The sequence below is a fragment of the Candidatus Bathyarchaeota archaeon genome, assembly GCA_026014735.1.
Lineage (GTDB): Archaea > Thermoproteota > Bathyarchaeia > Bathyarchaeales > Bathycorpusculaceae > Bathycorpusculum.
The window spans coordinates 33,665-54,288 of sequence record JAOZHT010000003.1; the positions used below are offsets into that span (position 1 = coordinate 33,665).

Here is a 20,624-nt window from a genome sequence, read left to right on the forward strand (position 1 = left end):
ACGGGCGATGCATCATCAATGTAGCGCTAAACTAACCGTTAACACGACGAGGACAAAGAGCGTTATCAACATGTACTTCCAGTTTTTTTCCCAGGTGAAGTAGCAGAACGAAGTGATGGCGCGGATGTAAGGCGTCAAAATCAGGATAATGATGCCTAAAGTCATGAAGAGCAGGGCGTTGTCGGTTGCGGTCAGGTTCTGGATGGTTTGGATGATGAAGGCAAAGAAGTTCTCGCCTGTTATGTGGACGCTGGGGCTAAGGGAAATCGCCAAGGTGCCATAGGCAGTGTAGTAGAGGAGCAGGCCCGCTGAGATAAGAGAGACGCTGAGAACCAAGCCGGCGATGAGTAGAACGCTTATGATGGCTTCAAGCTTAGCTTCGGGGTCAGCTACGGCCATATGGTTAACACTCCTTTGTAGAGCATCTGAATAATCAGCATAATAACGATGGCAAAGAAGAGGACTCTAAGGTAGCGGTCTTTGACGCGATGCAGCAGCCTGCCGCCTATGACTGCGCCGACGGTGACGCCCACAGCCATCGGAGCCATCAAAGTCAAATTCAGAAAACCAGAAAACAAATATACGCTGACCCCCGCAAGCGCCGTCATGCCGATGACAAAGCTGCTGGTTGCCGTGGATATTTTCGCGGGCACCTTGAGGACTTTCTCGTGGACAATGACTTTAAAGGCGCCTGCACCGATTCCCAGCATCCCCGCGGCGATTCCTGCCACAAACATGCCGGCGCCGCCCAGCAGGGAGTTGGTGGCTTTGTATTCGACGGTTTTGTTTTTGGATTTATCAAAGTAGCTTCCCTGCAGTTTGAGCCATTTTGAGAGTTTATCCTGTGTTGCAGGCGGCGTGTATTGGTCCTGGAAGGCTTTTCTGATGTTGACAAATGAGGTTAAAAGGAAGGCGGCGAAGAGGAAGTAGAGGAAGACTGGGGCGATCAGCACGGTTATGGTTGCGCCGACTATGGCGCCGATGATGGTGAACATTTCAAGGTACATGGCTAATCGTAGGTTAGTGATGCGGTGGCGTACAAAGGAAGCTGCGGATCCGCTGGAGGTGGCGATGATGGCGACCATGCCGGATGCGATGGCTTCCTGGATAGGAACCCCGACTAATACCAGGATAGGGGTGAGGATGCTGGCGCCGCCTAACCCCGTCAGTGAACCCAGGAACCCGACGGCTATGGATATCAGCAGCAGCGTAAGCATATCTATCAAGGCAAGTCTCCACTTCACAACAGATGAAGCGGTCAGTTATTAAACTAGGCCTCCACCATTGGCTTTCTTGCTTATTTGAGGCGTTTTTTGCCTGAGTCATGGCGGGTTATCTTGGCAAAGCATATATTGTTAGGAGGTTTCTTGCTTTTCTGTGTTGGATATGAAGAAGGTTTTCATTTCCGGTCCAATTCTTGGCATGGAGAAGCAGCAGGATTACCGAGAACCCATAACGGAAACCGTTGAGAAGCTAGGTTTAGAAATCATCGATCCCTGGAAACGCGAGCGTGTGCTCTACAACGGCACGGAGGAGTGCTGGTGGGATAAGGTGCCGACGTTTGATTTTGTGCAGCGTGACCTCGATGACGCTGACCGATGCGACATCATGGTGGTTTATCTGCCGGTTCTCTCCGCGGGCGCCTGCATGGAAATGTTTTATGCTAAACGCAGGGGCAAAACAGTCATCGTGGTCTCGTCGATTAAGTGCCTGAGCCCCTGGATAGTGTACCATTCCGACGCCATTATAGCCGATTTCAGCGAACTCGAACAAACCCTAAAAGAGTTCATGTAGCGTAGCTCGCAAAGCCTATATTGCGCCAAGCCAACACAACAACCATCGGTGCACCTAGTGGATGCGTTAACCATCATCCTCATCGCAGTCGGCTTAGCCATGGATGCCTTCGCAGTGTCGATTGCCAACGGCATGGCGGCAACGGCTAATCGACGCAGGGGCGCCTTGTTAACCGCGACGTTTTTTGGGGTTTTCCAGATGCTTATGCCCGTGTTGGGTTGGGCAGTGGGGCTAAGCCTGCAGGACGCGGTGATGGCGCTGGATCACTGGATAGCGTTTGGGCTACTAGCGTTTATCGGCGGCAAAATGGTTTATGACGGCGTAAAAAACCAAACTGAAAAGGCCGTTTCGGATTTGCGGTTGCATGCTCTTTTGGTTATGGCGGTTGCCACCAGCATCGATGCATTGATGGTTGGGTTTAGCTTCGCGTTTCTGCAAACCCAAATTGCGGTGCCTGTTGCCGTTATCGGGGCGGTCACTTTTGGGTTTAGCTTTGTCGGGTTCTATTTCGGCTGCGGCTTAGGCCGACAGTTTGGGCACCGAATAAAAATTGTGGGCGGAGCCGTTCTTATCATCATTGGCCTGCGGATTCTGCTCGAGCACCTGCTTGCTTAATTCGCTTAGGCGTCTTAAACTCTTCTCTGACTTGCATTTCTCGGCGTTTGCGGTTATATCCCAGCGAGAAGTCATGTGTGGCATCGCGGATTTTCCGTAGCAGAAGCATCATGCGGCTGTTGCGCTCAAAGTGCAGGGGCGCGGGGTCATTTGGCAGGTAGATTTCCTCGTGTTCTTTTGCCAGCCCAATCAGCGGAAGTTTTAGCCCCAGCTTATCCAGCGCGGCTTTGGCGGCGGCCACCTGTCCTGGTCCCCCATCGATGACGACTAAGTCAGGCAGCGGGTTTTTCTCGTCGAGTTGCCGTTTGTAGCGGCGCCCAACCACCTCATTTATGGCGGCGAAGTCGTCTTGCCCCACAAAGGACTTGATTTTGAATTTGCGGTAGTTCTTCTTGTCTGGTTTGGCATCGCGGAAAGCCACCATCCCCGACACCACATGCTCGGTGCCTAAATTGGAGATGTCAAAGCACTCGATCACTCGGGGCAGCGCTGGGAGGTTGAGGTTGTTCTGCAAATCCACCAATGCACTGTCCACTTCAAGGCCGGATTCCAGGTTTTTCTCTGCCAGCTTCACCAGCGCCAGCTTATCTGCGCGGCGTGGAACCGTCAACGATACAGGCGCTAATCGTTTGGCGGAGAGGAATTCTTCGAGCGCCCGCTTTTCCTCTGCGCCCTGCCAGAGGGGGCTGTTGAGGAGGATTTCTCGGGGTATGCGGTTAGTGGTGTAGTAAGCCTTCAAGAACTCCTCTTCGACCTGCGGCTGCAAATCCACCGAGAACTCGCGTTTCCCCAAAAGCACGCCCTTGCGCACGCCCATCTGTACCACACGCACTTTCTCGCCGACGCGGCGGAAAACCATAACGTCCTGGTCGAAGCGGCGTTCGTTATCCACGATTTGGCGCTGTGTCAGCAGCCGAATCGACGCGATTTGGTTACGCAGCTCCAGCGCGGTTTCGTATTGCATGTTTTGGGAGGCAGCTTGCATCTTCTGGTTGAGTTCCGCCACAGTGGATTCATAGTTGCCGCCCAGAAAACTCCGTGCAGCCGCCACCTGTTCTGCGTACTGCTCTGCGGTTACTTTGCCGTCGCAGGGTGCTGTGCAGAGGCGGATGTGGTAGTTGAGGCAGGCGCGTTTGTGGAGGTTTTTGCATGTGCGGAGCCTGAAGACTTTTACGACTAGGCGCTGCAGGTCTTGGCGGGTGTAGCCGTCGGTGTATGGGCCGAAGGATTCGAGTTTGCGGCTGACTTTGCGGCTCATCAGCAGGCGCGGGTAGGCTTCGCGGGTGAGGGCGATGTAGGCGTAGGTTTTGGCGTCTTTGAGGTTGATGTTGTATTTGGGGGTGTGCTGCTTGATGAGTTTGTTTTCCAGCAGCAGCGCCTCCACTTCGTTGTTGACGATGACCCAGTCTAAGCTGCGGATGTGCATGACGAGCTGGCGGGTTTTTGCGGGTTGGTCGCCATTGGCAAAGTAGCTTTTCACCCGTGAGCGCAGGTTTTTGGCTTTGCCCACATAGATGATTTCGCCTGCTTCATCGCGGTAAATGTAGACTCCTGGCTCCACTGGGACATCGCATGCTTTAAAGTCGGCTGGACCGGAAATAGATATCATGGGCTTTGCCAATGCTAACTCACAGAACGCGCAACGCATTAAGGATTTCCCATCAACCCCAAAAAACGTCTGCGCTCGGCTCTGCCCAGAATGGTCATCATCGATTTTTAGGCTCATGCTACGGCGTCTGTTGCTCCACACAGTCTACCCCCCCTCTATATATAGGCTGAAACGGCATTTGGAAACGGCTGCTTTTTTGGTTTGCTTGGTTTCTCCGTTAGCGCGGTGGGGCGAGGGTGTGCTGTCACCGCAGGGGGTTACAATAGTTTTTTATTTTTTTCCACCCTTTTTGAGTATTGACTGTTCAATGAAGAGCGTTGTTGAATTGCTCCAGAAAGTGGGCTTAACCGAGTACGAAGCAAAAACCTACCTTGCCCTACTCAATACGCACATCGCAACCGCGCTGTGGGTATCCGGGAAGTCAGGGGTGCCCCGCACCAAAATCTACACAGTACTCGAAGCCCTCCAAGGTAAGGGCTGGGTAAAAGTGTACTCGGGCGTGCCGTTGCTGTTCAAAGCAAACCAGCCCACAGCTGTGTTTGACAAAGTCAAAGACGACTATGCGCTGTTTCTGGATTCGGTTCAGTCGACACTCAAAACGGAGATGGGAAACATGAAGGAAAAGTTTGTGATAAAAAAGGTCAACGTTGGAATAGACGGGTTAAAGCAGGAAATAGCTAAAGCCAAAACCGTCGAAATAAACAACGCCACCACAGCGTTTGTGAAGAAAGTCAGCGATGCCTTCGTCAAAGAGGCAGTCGTCCGAATTCTGCTTTACCCAGGCGAAGCAAAACCTGCAGTGCCCCAAGCCGAATTCAAAGAAGCCGAAGTTGCAATGGTATCCATAATCAGAAACAAAGAAGTCCCCTCCATGTCCATCATCCTTGACGAGGAACGCACCTTCACCGCGCTCCAAGACCCCGTAGACCACAACTACCTAATCGAGGAAATGCTCTACGACGAATGCCAACACTGCTTCGCAGGATGGAGTAACATGGGCTGGAACTCAGGAGGCCAATAAATGCCGATTGTTGATGGAAAATACGAGGCGAAAATCTCCACCACTTTTGCTACACCAACTGAGGGAGTAGCGGAAATAAAGCGGTTAATCCAAAAATCGCGGCGCATCAGAATAAGCGGCATCCCCATGCAGTTGCTTGACGAACTCAAACCGCTGCTCAAAGAAAAAGACCTCATGATTATACTGCCTCTGGGCGAAAAGCCCACCGAAGAACTCAAAGCGCTCGCGCCCCTCGCAACCACCAAAGCCCACATCTACGTGGACTACATGGGCGAAGAAGCTAACACGGGCTCGGTTTGTTTTCCAAGCCGCATCTTCAACATAGTCTGGGCAGGCGACCGAATCCTCGCGGTTTCAGCGATGGAGTATGGCAAATGCACCAAATGCATGCTGGAAACCTTTGAGGGCGGCTGGCACTATGCCCAAAAATGGTAACGCCGAGATACAGCCCTTCGAAAATTGCCCTGCTCTAGACGGCTACCATTGCCAAACTAATTCTTTAGCAAAAATCTTCCACCACTACGGTCACCCCTTCTCGGAGGACATGCTTTTGGGGCTTGGCTCAGGAATGGGCTTCATCTACTGGGAAATGAAGTTGGGGCAGCAAAAATATGTCTTCCTCGGTGGCAGAGGCAACAACAAAGATTTCTTTACAGACCTTGGTAAGAGGACAGGCGTAAAAATCAGGTCCGTCTCTACTTCAAGCGCCAAAAAGGCACAGGATGCGCTATTGGAAAAACTTGTCAGGAAAGAGCCGGTGATGGTTTTCGGCGATATGGGTTTTCTCCCATGGTTCGACCTGCCAGCGGATTATCACTTCGGTGGACACACCTTTGTCGTCTGCGGCTTTGACGGCACAGGTAGAGTTTTGGCGTCTGATATAGATAACAAGGCGTCTGGGTTAAAAAAGGGATTTTATTTTCCAGTCTCACTTGAACAATTATACAAAGCAAGGGGTTCACCATTCAAGCCTTTTCCCCCAAAAAACACTTATCTCGAATTTGACTTCAGAGATTCTCGCCAGCCAAAACCAGCAGATATTTTTTCTGCAATTAAACAAACAGTGGATTCTCAGCTGAGCCCCCCGATAAAAAACCTTGGTGTAAAAGGCTTGAGACATGCGAGCAATGAAATTGCGAAGTGGCAGAACAGTTTCAGCGACCGAGATTTAAGAATGAACCTGTTTATGCTTTACGTCTTCTTTGAGATCGGCGGCACAGGCGGTGTATGCTTTCGGTACATGTATTCCAGATTCCTGCGGGAAGCAGCGCAAATCGTAGATAACAAAGCGCTCCAAGAAGCAGCTGAGATGTTTGATCAATCAGGCAAGAGGTTCTCAGAGACAGGGTTGATGTTTAAGGCTGCAGAAACGATGGGCGATGCCGCGGAGAAGATTAAAATCGCATCTCAAAGATTCAATGAAATAGCTGACATCGAAGAGAAGGCTTTCCGCTGTCTCAGGGATAACCTTTAGGTGGGAATTAGATGCCCCAATCACAGGTATACAACGAGAAGAAAAAACATGAAATGGTTAAACACTCTTAAACATGACCCCGTAACATCTTTACTCAAGTGCCACAGTGAAGCAATTTTATTATTTGTTCGACGCGACCTTTTGAGCGAAGCTGTTTCAGTAGAAAACTTGTGGAGACTGCCCGAACCGCAGAAAATTTTAGGAAAACAACAAACCAACGGTTCTTGGAAATACTCCAGCACAAAAAATGATGCCCGAATACAGGGATATTATGATCAATATGCGGCATTCAATAGTTTGGGTGTTTTGGTGGAGAAGTTTGGTTTTAACAAAAATCACCCTGCAATCGCTGCGGCTGCGGATTATTTTTTCGCCGTTCAATCTAAAGAAGGCGATTTCAGAGGCATATACGGCAACCAATACACCCCTAACTATTCTGCCGCAATAGCCGAACTGCTCATCAAAGCGGGATACGCAAACGATACCCGCATAATGAGGTTGTTTGAGTGGTTGCTGAGTATTCGGCAAAACGACGGCGGCTGGGCGATTCCGTTAAGAACAAAAGGTTACGGAATAGGCGTTATCACCGAGGACTTGGAAACAATAAAGCCTGACTCGTCGAAACCTTTTTCGTGGATGGTTACCGGAGTAGTGCTGAGGGCTTTTGCTGCACATCCAAAATATAGACAAAGAAAAGAAGCTTGCCAAGCTGGGGGACTCCTTCTTTCAAGTATATTTGAAAAAGATAACTACCCCGACAGAGTAGGCTCCGAATACTGGCTGCGATTCACCTTTCCATTTTGTTATACCGATTTAATCTCTGCCTTGGATTCTCTTTCGCTTCTGGGCTTTTCCGCTGGGGAGCCACAGATACAGGAGGCGCTGCAATGGTTTGTGGAAAACCAGCAACAGAACGGTCTGTGGAAATTCAAAGTAACAAGAGGCGAAAATAGAGACGTTCTTGAATTATGGTTAGCATTAGCCGTATGCAGGATATTTGAGAGGTTTTATGGTTAAAGAGAAAGAATTTGCGTACACAATTGATATGCTGTAACCGTATCGTGTGACAGTAATTATTTATCTTCAAAAGACCTAGATACGATGGAGCAATGGTTAGTTTGGAAAAGATCGACTTCAAAAAAGAACTAAAACAACTCTATAACCCCTCAGCCAAAGAAGTAAGCATCGTTGATGTGCCGGATATGAACTTCTTAATGATTGACGGGGAAGGCTCACCAGCGTCGCCGGCATATACGACGGCGGTTCAAACCCTCTTCCCCCTTGCCTACGCCCTCAAATTCGCCGTCAAAAAAGCCCGGGGCATCGATTACGGCGTGATGCCGCTTGAGGGGCTCTGGTGGATGGATGACATGACCCAATTCAGCGTGGACCGCAAAGACGAATGGAAATGGACAGCTATGATTATGCAGCCCAAATACGTCACCCAAGCAGACTTCAAAGCTGCAATGGAGCAGGTGAAAAAGAAGAATTTACCCGCCATCGACAAAGTGCGCTTTGAAACCTACCATGAGGGCAAAGCTGCCCAAATCATGCATATCGGGCCGTTCTCAGAGGAAGGCCCCAACGTGCAGAAAATCCACGACGCCATCAAAAACAGCGGGCACCAGCTAAGCGGCAAACACCACGAAATCTACCTCGGCGACCCCCGCAAGACAGCGCCGGAGAAACTAAAAACAGTACTGAGGCAACCCATGAAGTAGCAAGAGGTAAACCGCTTGGCAAAATTTGTTGCTGCAGCGTTTAGAGGTAGTTTTTGTTCCAGCCGGCGCCGTCGTGGAGGTTAGGCAGGTAGGTTTCTATGCTGTTGAATTCTGGGACGCCGTTGTATTCGAGGTAGTTGTAGGTGGCTTTTGTGGCGCCTGTGGAGGCATCGAACTCTGCGCTGACGAATTCGTGGCTTGAGAACATCATGCTTGCCATTGAATCACGGGTCTGCTCGGGGTAGCTGTCGAGGCTGGCGAGGTAGGCAATGTAGTTTTCCTTCCAGCTTATGCTTTGGTTATAAGGGGTCTTTGTGCTTAGCCATTCCACGTTATTGATACATTCAGATTTTAGGTTAAACTCATACACAACATAGTTGTATGGCAACGGCTGGCTGGTCGGCTGCGGCGCAGGCGTCGCGGTTGCCTCAGAGGGGGCGGTTGGGTAGGCGGTTGGCGTGGTCTGTGGGGGTTTGAGGCTGTTGATTTCGCCCTGCAAATACAGAAAGCCAGCTGCCAAAACAATGACGTTAACCAGCAGCACCGCAATTACGGCTAAAGCAAGCTTGCTATTCATACCCTAAGCACAGCCAGAGGGCGTTATTAATTTTCACTTATTTTCTTAGCCAAAGCCGCCACTTGCACACGGAACCTTTCGCGCATTTTGGTGAATCGCATGGCGGCGGAGGGATGAATAACCTCGATGTACTCGATTCCCTGTACTCGGGGGGTTTCTTTGGCGGATGCGCCCAGCAGCACGATGATTTTGGGTTTAATCATCTCTATCTGCGCTGTCAGGTAGGGTAGGCAAGCCGCGACTTCGTCGGGGTAGGGTTTGCGGTTCTGGGGTGAGGTATGCTTGACTATGTTGGTTATGTAGATGTCTTCGCGTTTTATGCCGAATTCAGCCAGGGTTTTTGTGAGGTATTTGCCTGATCGGCCCACAAACGGCCTGCCCGCTTCGTCTTCGTCGGCGCCGGGGTTCTGCCCCACCACCATCACGGCAGCGTTAAGCGGGCCTTCTCCGGGCACAGCATGTTTGGTTCCCTGCCAAAGCCTGCATTTGCGGCAGCCATAGATTTCCAGGTTAAGTTCATCCATCGCCATAGGTGTCAGCCTGTTGCTGGGTAGAGACAGTCACACAACCTTTAAAAAAACATGCGCCTCTAATTAATTAACCAAGTTCTTAACCGTTAAAGCAGGGGCCAACAGTGTTCTATAGGCTCGGTGAAGTTGATGACGCAGGAAGAAACAGTATCGCAGTCATTCATCGAAAGCGCAATTCGCGTCCTAATCAGACTAGCCTTCGCTTTTGAGCCTCTTGCGCCAACCGCCATATCGGTTTACCTTAACCAGCAACTGCACCGCTACCGCGAAGGCGGCATAATCGGCGACTACAAAACCCACACCAAACGCTTAGGCAAGTATCATTACCGCGTAGAAATCGACCTTGACCTCACAGGTATGCAGGCCACGCATCTTTTAGCTAACATTTTTCCTGAGCAACTAGGCAGATATGGGAGGTGGTTCCATGAGTGATATAGTAGAGAAGAAGGGGCGCTTGAAGCTGACCGTTGAAGTGGAAGTCAACGAGGAACTGATGGATGTCGTAAAGGATGCTATGTCTAAGGCGCGTCTTCCCGACATGATGAAGCGAAGCGATAACAAGCAGTAACCTAAAGCTCGCTGGCTCTGATTAGGACTTTGGCGGTTAAGTCGTCGCGGACACGTTCCGCTTCAGCTTCCGCTTCTTTTTCAGACTTGATTTCTTTGATGTGCAGTAAAACGTGGTCTTCGATGGCTTTGCTCATCAACTTCACGTTTGGAATCAGCAGTATCTTTGCGCCGCAGCAGCATTCAATCAGCGGCAAATCCCTGTATTCATCGGACTTTTTCTTTGATATGTGAGCCGGCAAGGTTTGATTCCGATACCAGGTTTTAACTATCGACAACCTATTTTTATAAAGCTTATTTCGGCATACCCATGGTAAATCAGGCGAAATGAAGGCTGAATGCCCGGATGCTTAGGCTGCAGACAGGCAGGTTCTCTTAGCCCCGAAAGCCTATATACACCCCAAAAGTAACCTGTGATGTGGGATAACATGAAGTTTTTAATCATCCAGAAAATCAAACGCGAGGTGCCACTGGAGCGGTGGGCAAAGCTTCTGCCGCTGCAATTCAAGTACTTCGAAAAGCTTGAAAAAGACAAAACCATAGACGTCGACTATCACCTCATCGGGCAGCAGGGCAGCATGCTTATCGTTAACGCCGAATCCGACGCGCAGCTTAGCCAAATCATCGGGCAAGACCCCCTCTTCTTTGAATGCGAACGCGAAATCTACCCGCTGACCACGCGGCAAACCCACTATGACCAAATCCGCCAGCTCCTCAGCCCCACCCAGAAAGGGACCTGAAAAATGGCAAGCCACGGAAAATTCACCCTCGACGAAGCACAGCGGCGCAGCTGGTACAGCCCCGAGGTTGCCCTAGCAGACCTAAAAGAGGGCGACATATTCGTGGATGTGGGATGCGGCGACGGCTACTTCAGCATCTTGGCGGCAAAGAAGGTGGGGGCAACGGGTAAGGTGTACTCGGTGGATGTGGATTCATCAGGCGTGGAGAAGCTGCAGAGCAAAGCCAAAGCCGAAGGCCTAATCAACATCACCTCAAGGGCAGGCAAAGCCGAAGAAACCGTGTTCTGCCATGGCTGCGCCGACATGGTTTTTTTCAGCATGGACCTGCATGACTTCAGCGACCCCAAAAAAGTGCTTGAGAACGCCTTCGTGATGATTAAGCCCTCGGGGAAGGTGGTGGATTTAGACTGGAAAAAGCAAAGCACACCGTTTGGTCCACCCGAGCGGATACGCTTCAGCGAGCAATACGTCACTGAACTCTTGGACGCCACCGGGTTTGTGGTGGAATCCATCGGGGAAGCAGGACCCTACCACTACGTAATCAAAGCTAGACCCCGCTAGGACTCGGCGTTGGCGTAGAGTTCAAGCAGGTCGCGCCTAAACCATTCGGGGCGGTCCTGGTAGGCGGAGTGGGCGGCGCCGTTGTAGACGAGCAGTTTGGCGTTAGGTAACCTGTCGGCTAGGGCACGCATTTCCTCGCCGGAGATTAGGCTGTCAAAGGCGCCCCACACGATGCGTATGGGAAACGCGAATCGGTCGTAGGATCCAAGCAATACTTCATCGTCGAAGGCATGGGCAGGCGCAACCAAAAGCAGCCCCCGCACCGAATGCTGCTGGGCAAAGCGCATGGCAACGTAGCCGCCGTAGCTTGCGCCCACAACCAGGGGGACGGCGTCTCCGAAGACCGATTTTGCGGCTTCTGCGGCAAAGGCGATGTTGGCTTGGGGCTCGCGGTTTTTAGGGTGGCACTGGCACTTTACGCCATAGGGCATATCGAGGGCAAGGAAGGGAATGTGTTTCTCGATTAATGCGTCGGTTAAGCCGATTTCCTGCCATACCTCGATGGTGTAGGATAAACCATGCATTAAAACCACCGGGGTACCCGCAGCTTTATGGTAAAGCGCGGGGCACGTGAAGCCGCCGATATGGAGCGTTTTCTCCTCCAAGAGATTCACCAGACCCAACCATTATGGGCGCTGCATCTTATAACAGTTAAGCAACTGCGTAGACGCGAAAGAAATAATAGCATAGCTAAACCACTTGTTTGTGGTGGATGATTTTGGAGGTTAAAGTCGGCGATAAAGCCCCAGATTTCACGTTGCCCAGCCAAATGGGCGACAACGTAATCTTATCCGAGTATTTTGGCAAAAAAAGCATCGTGCTCTACTTTTATCCCAAAGACGAAACCCCCGGCTGCATCAAAGAAGCCTGCAGCTTCCGCGACAGCTACCAGCAACTCGCCGATTTAGGCGCGGAGGTGCTGGGGGTAAGCGGGCAAAGCGTGGAGTCCCATGTCGCGTTTGCCACCCATTATGGGCTGCCCTTTATTCTGCTTGCCGACGTGGATAACAGGGTGCGGGAACTTTACGGTGTCCCCAAAAGCATGGGGATATTGCCGGGACGCGTCACCTACATCATCGACAAGAAAGGCATCGTCCGCCACATTTTCAGCTCGCAGACGCAGGCTCAGCGGCACGTGGAAGAAGCCAAACGCACACTTGAGGAGATAGAGAAAGAAGAGCAAGCCACCGCATAGGCGAAAACATGCTAAACCTCTACAACACCTTAACCAGAAAAATCGAGGCTTTCCACCCTATCGCCGCCAGAAACGTCAAAATGTACAGTTGCGGCCCCTCCACGTATCAGCCCCCGCATATAGGAAACTACCGCACCTTCCTCTTCGAAGATATCCTGCAGCGCTACCTCGAATACCTCGGCTACCCCGTTACGCGGCTGATGTGCCTCACCGACATAGAGGACAAAGCCATCATCCAAGCAAAAAAGGAAAACCTCACCGTGGAGGCGCTGACCCAGCGAAACGAGGCGGTGCTGTTTAGTGACTTTGAGTTTCTCCGCATCAAGAAACCCGCGTTTCCCATCCGTGCTTCAAGCGCCGTGGATCAGGCGGCGATGTTAACCGAGAAGCTGGTGGATTTAGGCTACGCGTACTGGCACCGCTACCGTGGCGTAGAAAACGCTTATTTTGATCCCCAAAAATTTGTGGGTTTTGGCAAACTGGCGCATCTGGACATGTCCAAGTGGCCCAGGAAGCATCGGCGCTTCCACAAAGACACCTACCCCGGCACCCCCTGGAACCGAGGCGACTTTATCCTCTGGCACGGCTGCGGCCTACACGACGTATGCTACGACACAGCGGTTGGGGAGGGGCGCCCCGCATGGAACATCCAGGATCCCGCCATCGCCACAAAGCACCTTGGCTTTGAAGTTGACGTTGCCTGCGGGGGCATCGACGCTTTAGTGCGGCACCATGACTATAACCTCGCCGTCGCCGAGGCGGTTTCGGGCAAGCCGTTCTCCCGTTACTGGCTCCATGGGGGACACCTCTTTGTGGATGGAAAAAAGATGTCTAAGAGCCTTGGCAATGTCTACTATCCCCAGGATGTGCATGCTGAGGGCTACAGTGGAGGGGAACTGCGGTTTTTCCTGGTCTATGGGGCTTACCGTGAGAAACTGAATTTTACCTTCGAGTTGCTGGGGCAGAGTAAGCGGCGGCTGGATGCGTTAAGGGGCATGGTTGCGGATCTGCAGGGAATAGCCCATGGCAGCGCCGTGGCTGCGCTGGATGTGGAAGCCGCAGGCATCTTTGAATGCCACATGAACAATGACTTAGACGTGAAGGGCGCCTTCGACGGCCTATACCGTTACGTAGAAGAAATCCACAGCAAAAGAGCAGGGTTAAACGCGGAAAAAGTAAAAAAGGTGTTAAATAGCCTAAGCAGAGCCGACACGGTGCTGCATTGCCTGCTTTAAACGAGTTCGCCCACGTACTTTACGCGGTTAAAGTTTTCGTCGCTATGCGGTGCCATCGACAACTCATCAGTTAAGTCTTTGCCTGCATTATGCATGCCCATATGTTCGCCTTCCATCCAAAAGCTGCTCTCTGAAACGTCATAGACTTTGCCCTGATAGACTATGTAGGCGGGTTTACCGTTCTGCCCGTTGTTTTCTTCCAGTTCCTGACGGGTTACCTTTTTTTGTTCTGCCAAAAAATTCACCTTCAGCTACCAAAAATAAAGCCGGTTGCAGGCTTTAAACGTTTAGTGCTGACCAGCTACCGTTTATGCTTGGATAACCGTGGTGAGGTACGCCGCGTTTATGTTGACGCTGCCCATGCCGGTGATTCGGTTGCTGATTTCAATGTTGCTATCGGCGGGGTAATTGTTGGATTGGATGGGGGATTTGTCTCCTGAAAAGTTTTCGGCATCCACGTTGACTTCGCCGAGGCTTCCTGTTTGGGAGGTAATTTTCGCGGCGACGCCTCCGTCGATGTTTAAACCAACATTTATCGAGCCGGTATCGGTTAAGGCGTTAACCAGCAGGTTTCCCTGAAGGGTTTTTGTCTGGGCAACATCCAAGTAGACCGAGCCGGTGTTTGACTGCAAATCCAGAGTGCAGTTGCCCTCCACTTGATTTTGGTTCATCCGGAAATGTACTGCGCCCGTGTTTGTTTTAAGGGATAAGTCGCCTTTGACGAGTACATTTTTTTCAAGGTTAGCTTGGACTTCTCCGGTGTTGGCGTGGAGGTTTAGGTTCACGACGGTTGTGGGTTTGTCGGCGGCGAAGCTGACCTGCCCGGTGGCGGAAGATACATTCAGGTTAAGCGTTAAAGCTGGGTCAACGTAGATGTCGCAGACAACATTGGAGCCCATCGAAAGCGTATCCTCCACTTCCACTGTGCAGGTGACATCCAAGACGTCGCCGACTGTTTTGTTCTCAAAAGTCACGGTTACCGGATTCTCAATGTTGCCTCCCGATAAACCTTTGGAGCCATTAGCGGAAACATGGAGCAGAAGGTTATTGTCGGCTATCTTCTGGGTTACCACGTTCACGCGGCCCACGTCTGTGTTAAAGTTAAAGTTCACCCTGTTCACGCCAGCGCTGTTGTCCTGCAGGGTCTGCTGCGCGCTCCATGAGGAGAAAGGCGCAAACATAAAGGCAACAACCAAAACGGCGGCGACAACTATGATGACCAACGCGATTGCCGCCAGCACGTAGGGGTCCTTAAGCAGGCGTTTTTGGGGCGTCGACTGAGGCACGGGTGGGGGCGCAGGCGCTTTGGTGAAGGTGATAACTGGGGTGCCGCATTTGGGGCAGAAGCGATCGTAATCCTGCAGTTGGGCGCCGCATCTTCGACAGTAAGGCATACGTTAACCTAGAAGTAGGGATGTGGCTCTAAAAATTTAAGGGTTACCATCCGAGGGCAAATAAGCTCTGGGGTAAATTATGGGGGGATAACGCCCATTCTTGAGCATTCCTCTTTGAGGCTGTCTCTGATATGCTTGAGGTTTAGGCGCTTCTGTGTGTATTCGTCGCCGTCGATTTGGTCAGCTCGGAAAGCAGTGTCCAACTGAACTATCTCCTGGGTTATCTCGTTGATTCTGTCTTTAATTTGGTCCACGTAGCTGTGGGCTTTCTCCTGCACGATAACCTCCGAGGGCGCCAACGCGGTTTTGATGACGCCGTCTTCGATGCGTAGAATACGGGTGGACACGCGAGCCACGCTGGGGTCGTGGGTGACCATAACGATGGTTTTTCCCATTTCCCGATTGATTTTGACGAGGTATTCAGCGATGATTCTTGCGTTCGCCGTGTCCAATTCGCCTGTGGGTTCATCTGCAAGCAGAACTGGCGCATCGTTGGCGAGCGCCGACGCGATTGCAATGCGCTGCTGCTCTCCGCCGCTTAATTCCTCAGGTTTATGGTGAGCGCGGTCTTCCAGCCCGACGGTTTTAAGCAGTTCTTGGATGCGTTGTTTGCGTTTGCCACGTTTAACTCCTGAAGCAACCATAGAGAATTCAATGTTCTCCTGCGCCGTCAAAGTGGGGATAAGGTTGAGGTTTTGGAAGATGTGCCCCACCATGCGGCGTCTGTAGTCGACTAGTTGACGCACTGATAGGTCTGTTACTACTTTGTCGCCGACTTGCACGGTGCCTGCGGTGGCTTTGTCAAGTCCCCCAATGATGTTGAGCAATGTGGATTTGCCGCTGCCGCTTGGACCGATGATGGAGACGAGTTCGCCTGCGCCTATGTCCAGGTTTAAGCCTCTTAAGGCTTGGACTTCGATTTTGCCGGTGTGGTGTATTTTGACGAGGTTTCTGATTTTTAGGTTATTATTTATGTTTGTGCTCATCTTGCTCTAACCATCTTATCCAGTTTTGTTACATATTGACTTGACATTACAAGTATCGCGCCGACTGTAGCCGCGTATATCAGTGCTATGTAGGTTCCAATCGTCGCCAACGCGTCGGCAGGGTAGATTAAGCGCTGGGTAACCAGTTGCGCAGTGTACAATGCGTTGTTAGCTGAGGTCACTGAACCATACACGATGATGACGCCTACCACTACGCCCAGGATAACCGCGAAGGTTATGATTGCCATGCTTTCAGTTATGAACATCCAGACCAGCTGCCTAAACGACAGGCCCCGGACACTCATCAAGGTGGCTTCTCGGCTGCGTTCCTTTAAACTAACGATAGCTATCAGGGCTGTTCCAACCGACGCCGAAATCACCGCAAATATCAAGCCTAAACTCTGAATATCCAGTATCTGCAGGCTGGCATAGGTGGATTGATAGGATAGTCCCTGTGACTGCCGCCAAGCCTGATCAAACGAGTTAACACTTACAACCTCTGTTGGCGCCATATCTCGTATCTGCTGGGCAACTGTGGTTCCGTTTGCGCCCGGCTGCAGCTTGATTAGGTAGGTGGTTTGGAAGTTTTCAAGCTGGTAGATGCCGCTGCCAGAGGTCATGTTGAAGAGTCCAGCGGGCACATACGAGTAGAATTCCGAGTAATAGTAACTCTGGACGTTGGCGTACTTGGAGTCGTAGGTTACACCGATTGGTTGAGCGCTGTTTTCTTTGGGTTCGGGACCAAAGAAACCGATGACTCTGAGTTTGCGGGCGGCTGAATCGAAGTTCACGCCGATTTCGTCGTAGAGTTCGTAGCCGTACTGCTTAGCGAATGAGCGGTCCAGTATGATGGTGTTGTTGCTGCCGCCCAGATCCTTCATCATCTGCTCAACGTTGGCGCCGCCAAACCATCCGTCCTCGTAGTAAGCGCATCGACTCCAGTTTGCAGGCTCGATTGTCCGCACCTGCATGGTGTTGTATGATTCGCCTACTCGCGGGTAGACGGTTCTCTGTATAGTGGCGCTCTGTATTCCTGAAACGTTAGCCACGATTTCATTAAGGAGCACCTGGCCCTTGGAGGCGTTTGCGATCGTCACAGTCACGTCTGCGCCGATGTCCGCGTGGACTTGGCGGACGATGTAATCCTGTTGGCTCGCAACTTGGCCCGTTACCTGCACGCTAAAACCGATGATGAATGCAACCATAAAAGCGATGGCTGCCAGGCGCGCTGGGTTTCTGCGCACGTTCTTTGCTGCTAACGCGCCCAGTTCCCCCATAACGGAGGAGATTTTGGATGCTACTGTCTGGAACTTGGTGGAGTCGCGGATGATGATTTTGGTTAGTCCCCAGAAGAACAGGAAGGGACCAAAGAAGGTCATTGCCATATCAAAGTAGACCAGCACAACAGAGCCGATTTGGAGGAAAAAGTTGCCGCCATAATACGTCCACTGGCTAACCATCGTGGACACGTTTGCTCCCAGCAGGTAAACAACTATTTTGTATCCGCCCAGAAAGACTGCTATCCAGGGCAGGAAGCGGAAGCGTGACTTGGTTTCGATGGGCATGTAATCTCGGAGGGCTTCAACCGCGGGCATCTTTGAGGCTCTGCGGGCAGGCAAAACCACCGAGATAACTGCCAGTATGACTCCGAAGATAACTGTGACTATGGCGATTTCGGGGCTAAACAACTGCGTGGTGAAGAGGCTGTTTATATCCACCGTGCCCAGGTAGTACTGGTTGAGAATCAACCCGCCCACCACACCCAATGCTCCGCCGATTAAGCCGATGACGACTGCTTCGGAGAGGAACAGCCGCTGAATCTGGCCGCTTGACATGCCCTTGGTTGAAAGCAACCCGATTTCTCGCCTGCGAATATTAAAGGAGACATCTGAGACTGTTGAGCCAAGGTACCAGGCGACGAAGAGCACGGGGATGGAGACCCAGATGAAGTTTATCAGCATCTGGTCGAAGTTGCTCTGGTAACCCCACAGCGCGGATGATAGCATGTTGTTTGGGCTGCTGCCAGCCATGTAGTTAGCTAAAACCTCGTTTTGGATCCTGTTGCTTATCGTGTCAAGGTTTAGTATGGATGCCTCCACGTTCCAGGGGCTGATAAGGTTTTGGCGATCCACATTGACGGCGAAGTTCAAGTTTACGGTGCTGCTGTCCATTGTCTGGTTCCACAGCTTCATCAGCGTGTTATCCCAATCGATAACAAGGAAGTCGCCGCGGTAGCCGCTGCTAAAGTCCGAGGCGCCGTTTACGTAAACCGGGGCAGGTGAAGCGCTTGAGATGGCGCCGCCGTAGTAAATGATGCCGCCGTTGTTCTGGATGTAGTTATATCCCATGTCGGTGAACTCTGCAAACCCCGCCACGGTGAGGTTGGTTGTGAAGTAGGATGCATTCCAATATTTGGGCTGCGAGAACTGTATGATTGTGGTGATGTTGTCGCCTACTTTGAGCCGCTGCGCCAAGCTGCTGCCGGCGACGATGTAGGTTTGGTTTTCAGGTATGCCGCCGTCTGGGCGGTTAAGCCACTCGCCGTTTATGCGGGATGTGCTTGGGAAACTGTAGGCCTGTGTATAGTAGGAGGTGGTGTAGTTGTCGGTTGAGGTGCTTATGGGCAACCCGAAGCTGGCGGTGTAGTCGATGCTTTTTACGCCCTCGATGTTGGTTATGTTTCTCACAGCCTGGGGCAGATTGGTCTGGTTGAGTTCTATGTTGAAGCTTATGTCGGTGTATATGTTGCGGATTTGCTGGTCCATAGTTTGCTCGGCTGAAAGGTTGGCTTTTACGCCTATGGCAGCGCAAAACGTTGCGGCTAATGCGACGCCGATGAGGAGTGCAGTGAAAAGTTTCCAGTTTCTAAACACATGTTTTATGGGGTACAGGAGAGGCATAGCTATCCATTGGTCTGTGCGTTAAAGCGCTAATAAAGCTAACGATTAGAACAATAAGCCGCCCCTTCACCTTAACCTGGTTTTTTTCAGTTAGAAATGATTAAATCGGCAAACCCGCCTCTACTGTAATCATGAAACCCTTTCTCGGCTACCTCAAAGAGGAAAACATGAGCCTCTTCACAGACCTCTACGAACTCACCATGTGCGCCGCCTACTTTGACAACCAAAACTTCGAAACCGCCACCTTCGACCTCTTCATCCGCCGGCTATCCGAAAACCGCAGCTACTTCCTCTTCGCAGGCCTAGAAGAGGCGCTTGGTTATCTGCAATCCATCAAATTCACCGACGAACACCTTGCCTACCTAAAATCACAGGGCTTTGGCAGCGACTTCCTTGCTTACCTCAAAGCCTTCAAATTCACAGGCGAGGTCTGGGCGGTTCCAGAGGGAACAGTCGTTTTTCCTAATGAGCCCCTTATCCGCATAACCGCCCCCATAATTGAAGCTCAGCTGGTGGAAACCTTTCTGCTTAACTCAGTTAACATTCAAACCATGATTGCCACCAAAGCCAGCCGCGTCGTGGAAGCCGCCGGGGGCAAGGCAGTCATCGAGTTTGGTCTACGAAGGGAACCGGGCATCGACGGGGGCATGAAGGTGGCGCGGTCCAGCTACATCGCGGGTTGCCAGGGCACAAGCAACGTGCTCGCCGGCTTAGCCTATGGCATACCAGTGTTCGGCACCATGGCGCATTCGTTCATCATGTCTTACCCGCATGAAATCGAGGCGTTCCGTGCCTTCGCCAATACCTTCCCGGATAAATCCACCTTGCTCATCGACACCTACGATGACCTTGCAGGCGCAGAGAAAGCCGCCGTCGTCGCAAAAGAGCTGCAGCAACGGGGCATCCAGCTGAGTGGGGTGCGCTTGGACAGCGGCGACTTGGCGCAGATCAGCAAGAAAGTCCGGGCCCTGCTTGACGGCAAGAACCTGCATTTCGCAAAGATTTTTGCCAGCGGCGACCTCGACGAGTACCGCATCACCGAGCTCCTCGAGGCGGGTGCGCCCATCGACGCGTTTGGGGTAGGCACCAAGATGGGCACCAGTTCAGATCGCCCCTTCTTAGACGGCGTCTACAAGCTATGTGAAACTCAAATCGGCGACGGCAGCTTTGCGCCGATTATGAAGCTAAGCAAAGACAAAATCACTCTGCCTGGGCGAAAACAGGTTTATCGCTTCGTCGACGGGGAAGGCTGCTTTGTGAAGGATATGATTGCCTTAGTAGATGAGCCAAAACCAGCCGGGGGAGAACCGCTGCTTGTGAAGGTCATGGAGGACGGCGAATTAAGTTACAATCTTCCTTCGATAGGGGAAATCCGGAGAAACGCAGCGGTAAACCTCTCTAGGCTCCCCGCGCAATACAAGGCGCTGCTGAATGCCCCAGCGTTCCCCGTGGAGTTAAGCAGTAAACTGCAGAACCTGATTGCTGCTTTAAAACAGCAGATAACCAAAAACGAGATTACCGGTGGAGTTTAGAGCCTTTTTGTGTTGATTCTTTTGAGGTATTCGCCGCAGTAATTGTTGCCGCCGTCTCGGCATTGAGGCGTAACCATGTTGCATTCTTTAATGTATTCACATGTATAGAAGAATCCGTCAACTCGCCTCTGAATGCACTCCAGAGCACCGCTAAGTTTCCCCATTCCCCTCTA

Annotated in this window: 26 protein-coding genes; 14 read left to right on the plus strand and 12 right to left on the minus strand. The window is 51.5% G+C overall.

All coding sequences use genetic code 11. The features are described 5' to 3' along the window. Positions 1–15 precede the first annotated feature (15 nt). Together NWE93_10485 and NWE93_10490 are read right to left on the minus strand one after the other, a co-directional pair. On the minus strand, positions 16–399 hold the full coding sequence (locus NWE93_10485; GenBank protein ID MCW4000655.1) for a DUF1634 domain-containing protein: 384 nt from the start codon (positions 397–399) through the stop codon (positions 16–18). Further along, positions 390–1,217, minus strand: coding sequence for a sulfite exporter TauE/SafE family protein (locus NWE93_10490; protein ID MCW4000656.1), 828 nt, complete (start codon positions 1,215–1,217; stop codon positions 390–392). The genes NWE93_10485 and NWE93_10490 overlap by 10 nt, the downstream gene beginning before the upstream one ends. Positions 1,218–1,386: 169 nt before the next feature. On the opposite strand from NWE93_10490, the gene NWE93_10495 reads away from it, so the two are divergent. Both NWE93_10495 and NWE93_10500 read left to right on the plus strand, forming a co-directional pair. Continuing rightward, a complete protein-coding gene (locus tag NWE93_10495; protein ID MCW4000657.1) occupies positions 1,387–1,794 on the plus strand; it encodes a nucleoside 2-deoxyribosyltransferase domain-containing protein in 408 nt (135 codons plus the stop codon). A 57-nt stretch (positions 1,795–1,851) separates the two neighbouring features. Next, entirely contained in the window at positions 1,852–2,409 is a 558-nt protein-coding gene (locus tag NWE93_10500; GenBank protein MCW4000658.1) for a manganese efflux pump MntP family protein, read from the plus strand. Here the strand turns inward: NWE93_10500 and uvrC are convergent. Then, a complete protein-coding gene (gene uvrC / locus NWE93_10505; protein ID MCW4000659.1) occupies positions 2,369–4,159 on the minus strand; it encodes an excinuclease ABC subunit UvrC in 1,791 nt (596 codons plus the stop codon). The two genes, NWE93_10500 and uvrC, sit on opposite strands and share 41 nt — an antisense overlap. A gap of 166 nt (positions 4,160–4,325) precedes the next feature. Here uvrC and NWE93_10510 point away from each other — a divergent pair, with 166 nt between their 5' ends. The 5 genes from NWE93_10510 to NWE93_10530 all read left to right on the plus strand — a co-directional run bounded on the left by NWE93_10510 (position 4,326) and on the right by NWE93_10530 (position 8,234). Next, a complete protein-coding gene (locus tag NWE93_10510) occupies positions 4,326–5,039 on the plus strand; it encodes a hypothetical protein (GenBank protein MCW4000660.1) in 714 nt (237 codons plus the stop codon). After that, complete coding sequence (locus tag NWE93_10515; GenBank protein MCW4000661.1) at positions 5,040–5,474, plus strand: hypothetical protein; 435 nt, start codon at positions 5,040–5,042, stop codon at positions 5,472–5,474. Beyond that, positions 5,458–6,513 carry a BtrH N-terminal domain-containing protein gene (locus NWE93_10520; protein ID MCW4000662.1) on the plus strand — a complete coding sequence of 352 codons (1,056 nt, stop codon included), beginning with the start codon at positions 5,458–5,460 and terminating at the stop codon, positions 6,511–6,513. Before NWE93_10515 ends, NWE93_10520 begins: the two co-directional genes overlap by 17 nt. 48 nt (positions 6,514–6,561) lie before the next feature. Continuing rightward, positions 6,562–7,530, plus strand: a complete 969-nt coding sequence (locus NWE93_10525) for a hypothetical protein (protein ID MCW4000663.1) — start codon at positions 6,562–6,564, stop codon at positions 7,528–7,530. A gap of 101 nt (positions 7,531–7,631) precedes the next feature. Continuing rightward, complete coding sequence (locus NWE93_10530) at positions 7,632–8,234, plus strand: GyrI-like domain-containing protein (GenBank protein ID MCW4000664.1); 603 nt, start codon at positions 7,632–7,634, stop codon at positions 8,232–8,234. Positions 8,235–8,274: 40 nt separating this feature from the next. On the opposite strand, the gene NWE93_10535 is transcribed toward NWE93_10530, so the two are convergent. Both NWE93_10535 and NWE93_10540 read right to left on the minus strand, forming a co-directional pair. Next, positions 8,275–8,811, minus strand: a complete 537-nt coding sequence (locus NWE93_10535) for a hypothetical protein (GenBank protein MCW4000665.1) — start codon at positions 8,809–8,811, stop codon at positions 8,275–8,277. A gap of 26 nt (positions 8,812–8,837) precedes the next feature. Beyond that, entirely contained in the window at positions 8,838–9,341 is a 504-nt protein-coding gene (locus NWE93_10540; GenBank protein MCW4000666.1) for a uracil-DNA glycosylase, read from the minus strand. A 129-nt stretch (positions 9,342–9,470) separates the two neighbouring features. Between NWE93_10540 and NWE93_10545 the strand changes: the two genes are divergently transcribed. Then, a complete protein-coding gene (locus tag NWE93_10545) occupies positions 9,471–9,773 on the plus strand; it encodes a hypothetical protein (protein ID MCW4000667.1) in 303 nt (100 codons plus the stop codon). Continuing rightward, positions 9,766–9,909, plus strand: coding sequence for a hypothetical protein (locus NWE93_10550; protein MCW4000668.1), 144 nt, complete (start codon positions 9,766–9,768; stop codon positions 9,907–9,909). The genes NWE93_10545 and NWE93_10550 overlap by 8 nt, the downstream gene beginning before the upstream one ends. Before the next feature lies 1 nt (position 9,910). Here NWE93_10550 and NWE93_10555 read toward each other — a convergent pair whose 3' ends face one another. Then, positions 9,911–10,150, minus strand: a complete 240-nt coding sequence (locus NWE93_10555; protein MCW4000669.1) for a hypothetical protein — start codon at positions 10,148–10,150, stop codon at positions 9,911–9,913. A gap of 186 nt (positions 10,151–10,336) precedes the next feature. Here NWE93_10555 and NWE93_10560 point away from each other — a divergent pair, with 186 nt between their 5' ends. Beyond that, positions 10,337–10,648, plus strand: a complete 312-nt coding sequence (locus NWE93_10560) for a hypothetical protein (protein ID MCW4000670.1) — start codon at positions 10,337–10,339, stop codon at positions 10,646–10,648. Positions 10,649–10,651: 3 nt separating this feature from the next. Next, positions 10,652–11,209 (plus strand): class I SAM-dependent methyltransferase, encoded by a 558-nt coding sequence (locus tag NWE93_10565; GenBank protein ID MCW4000671.1) that lies wholly within the window; start codon positions 10,652–10,654, stop codon positions 11,207–11,209. On the opposite strand, the gene NWE93_10570 is transcribed toward NWE93_10565, so the two are convergent. Then, complete coding sequence (locus tag NWE93_10570; GenBank protein ID MCW4000672.1) at positions 11,206–11,814, minus strand: alpha/beta hydrolase; 609 nt, start codon at positions 11,812–11,814, stop codon at positions 11,206–11,208. The genes NWE93_10565 and NWE93_10570 overlap by 4 nt on opposite strands. Before the next feature lie 113 nt (positions 11,815–11,927). Here NWE93_10570 and NWE93_10575 point away from each other — a divergent pair, with 113 nt between their 5' ends. Beyond that, a complete protein-coding gene (locus tag NWE93_10575) occupies positions 11,928–12,404 on the plus strand; it encodes a peroxiredoxin (GenBank protein MCW4000673.1) in 477 nt (158 codons plus the stop codon). An 8-nt stretch (positions 12,405–12,412) separates the two neighbouring features. Beyond that, the gene (locus tag NWE93_10580; GenBank protein MCW4000674.1) at positions 12,413–13,639 is read left to right on the plus strand and encodes a class I tRNA ligase family protein; all 1,227 of its coding nucleotides are present in this window, start codon (positions 12,413–12,415) and stop codon (positions 13,637–13,639) included. Here the strand turns inward: NWE93_10580 and NWE93_10585 are convergent. From NWE93_10585 to NWE93_10600, 4 genes are all read right to left on the minus strand, one after another. Continuing rightward, a complete protein-coding gene (locus NWE93_10585; GenBank protein MCW4000675.1) occupies positions 13,636–13,875 on the minus strand; it encodes a cytochrome B5 in 240 nt (79 codons plus the stop codon). The genes NWE93_10580 and NWE93_10585 overlap by 4 nt on opposite strands. Before the next feature lie 72 nt (positions 13,876–13,947). Continuing rightward, positions 13,948–15,033 carry a zinc ribbon domain-containing protein gene (locus NWE93_10590; protein ID MCW4000676.1) on the minus strand — a complete coding sequence of 362 codons (1,086 nt, stop codon included), beginning with the start codon at positions 15,031–15,033 and terminating at the stop codon, positions 13,948–13,950. A gap of 77 nt (positions 15,034–15,110) precedes the next feature. Beyond that, positions 15,111–16,019, minus strand: a complete 909-nt coding sequence (locus NWE93_10595) for an ABC transporter ATP-binding protein (protein MCW4000677.1) — start codon at positions 16,017–16,019, stop codon at positions 15,111–15,113. Then, entirely contained in the window at positions 16,016–18,919 is a 2,904-nt protein-coding gene (locus NWE93_10600; protein MCW4000678.1) for an ABC transporter permease, read from the minus strand. The genes NWE93_10595 and NWE93_10600 overlap by 4 nt, the downstream gene beginning before the upstream one ends. A gap of 131 nt (positions 18,920–19,050) precedes the next feature. Here NWE93_10600 and NWE93_10605 point away from each other — a divergent pair, with 131 nt between their 5' ends. After that, on the plus strand, positions 19,051–20,451 hold the full coding sequence (locus NWE93_10605) for a nicotinate phosphoribosyltransferase (GenBank protein MCW4000679.1): 1,401 nt from the start codon (positions 19,051–19,053) through the stop codon (positions 20,449–20,451). On the opposite strand, the gene NWE93_10610 is transcribed toward NWE93_10605, so the two are convergent. Then, positions 20,448–20,615, minus strand: coding sequence for a hypothetical protein (locus tag NWE93_10610; GenBank protein MCW4000680.1), 168 nt, complete (start codon positions 20,613–20,615; stop codon positions 20,448–20,450). The genes NWE93_10605 and NWE93_10610 overlap by 4 nt on opposite strands. Between the last annotated feature and the right edge of the window lie 9 nt (positions 20,616–20,624).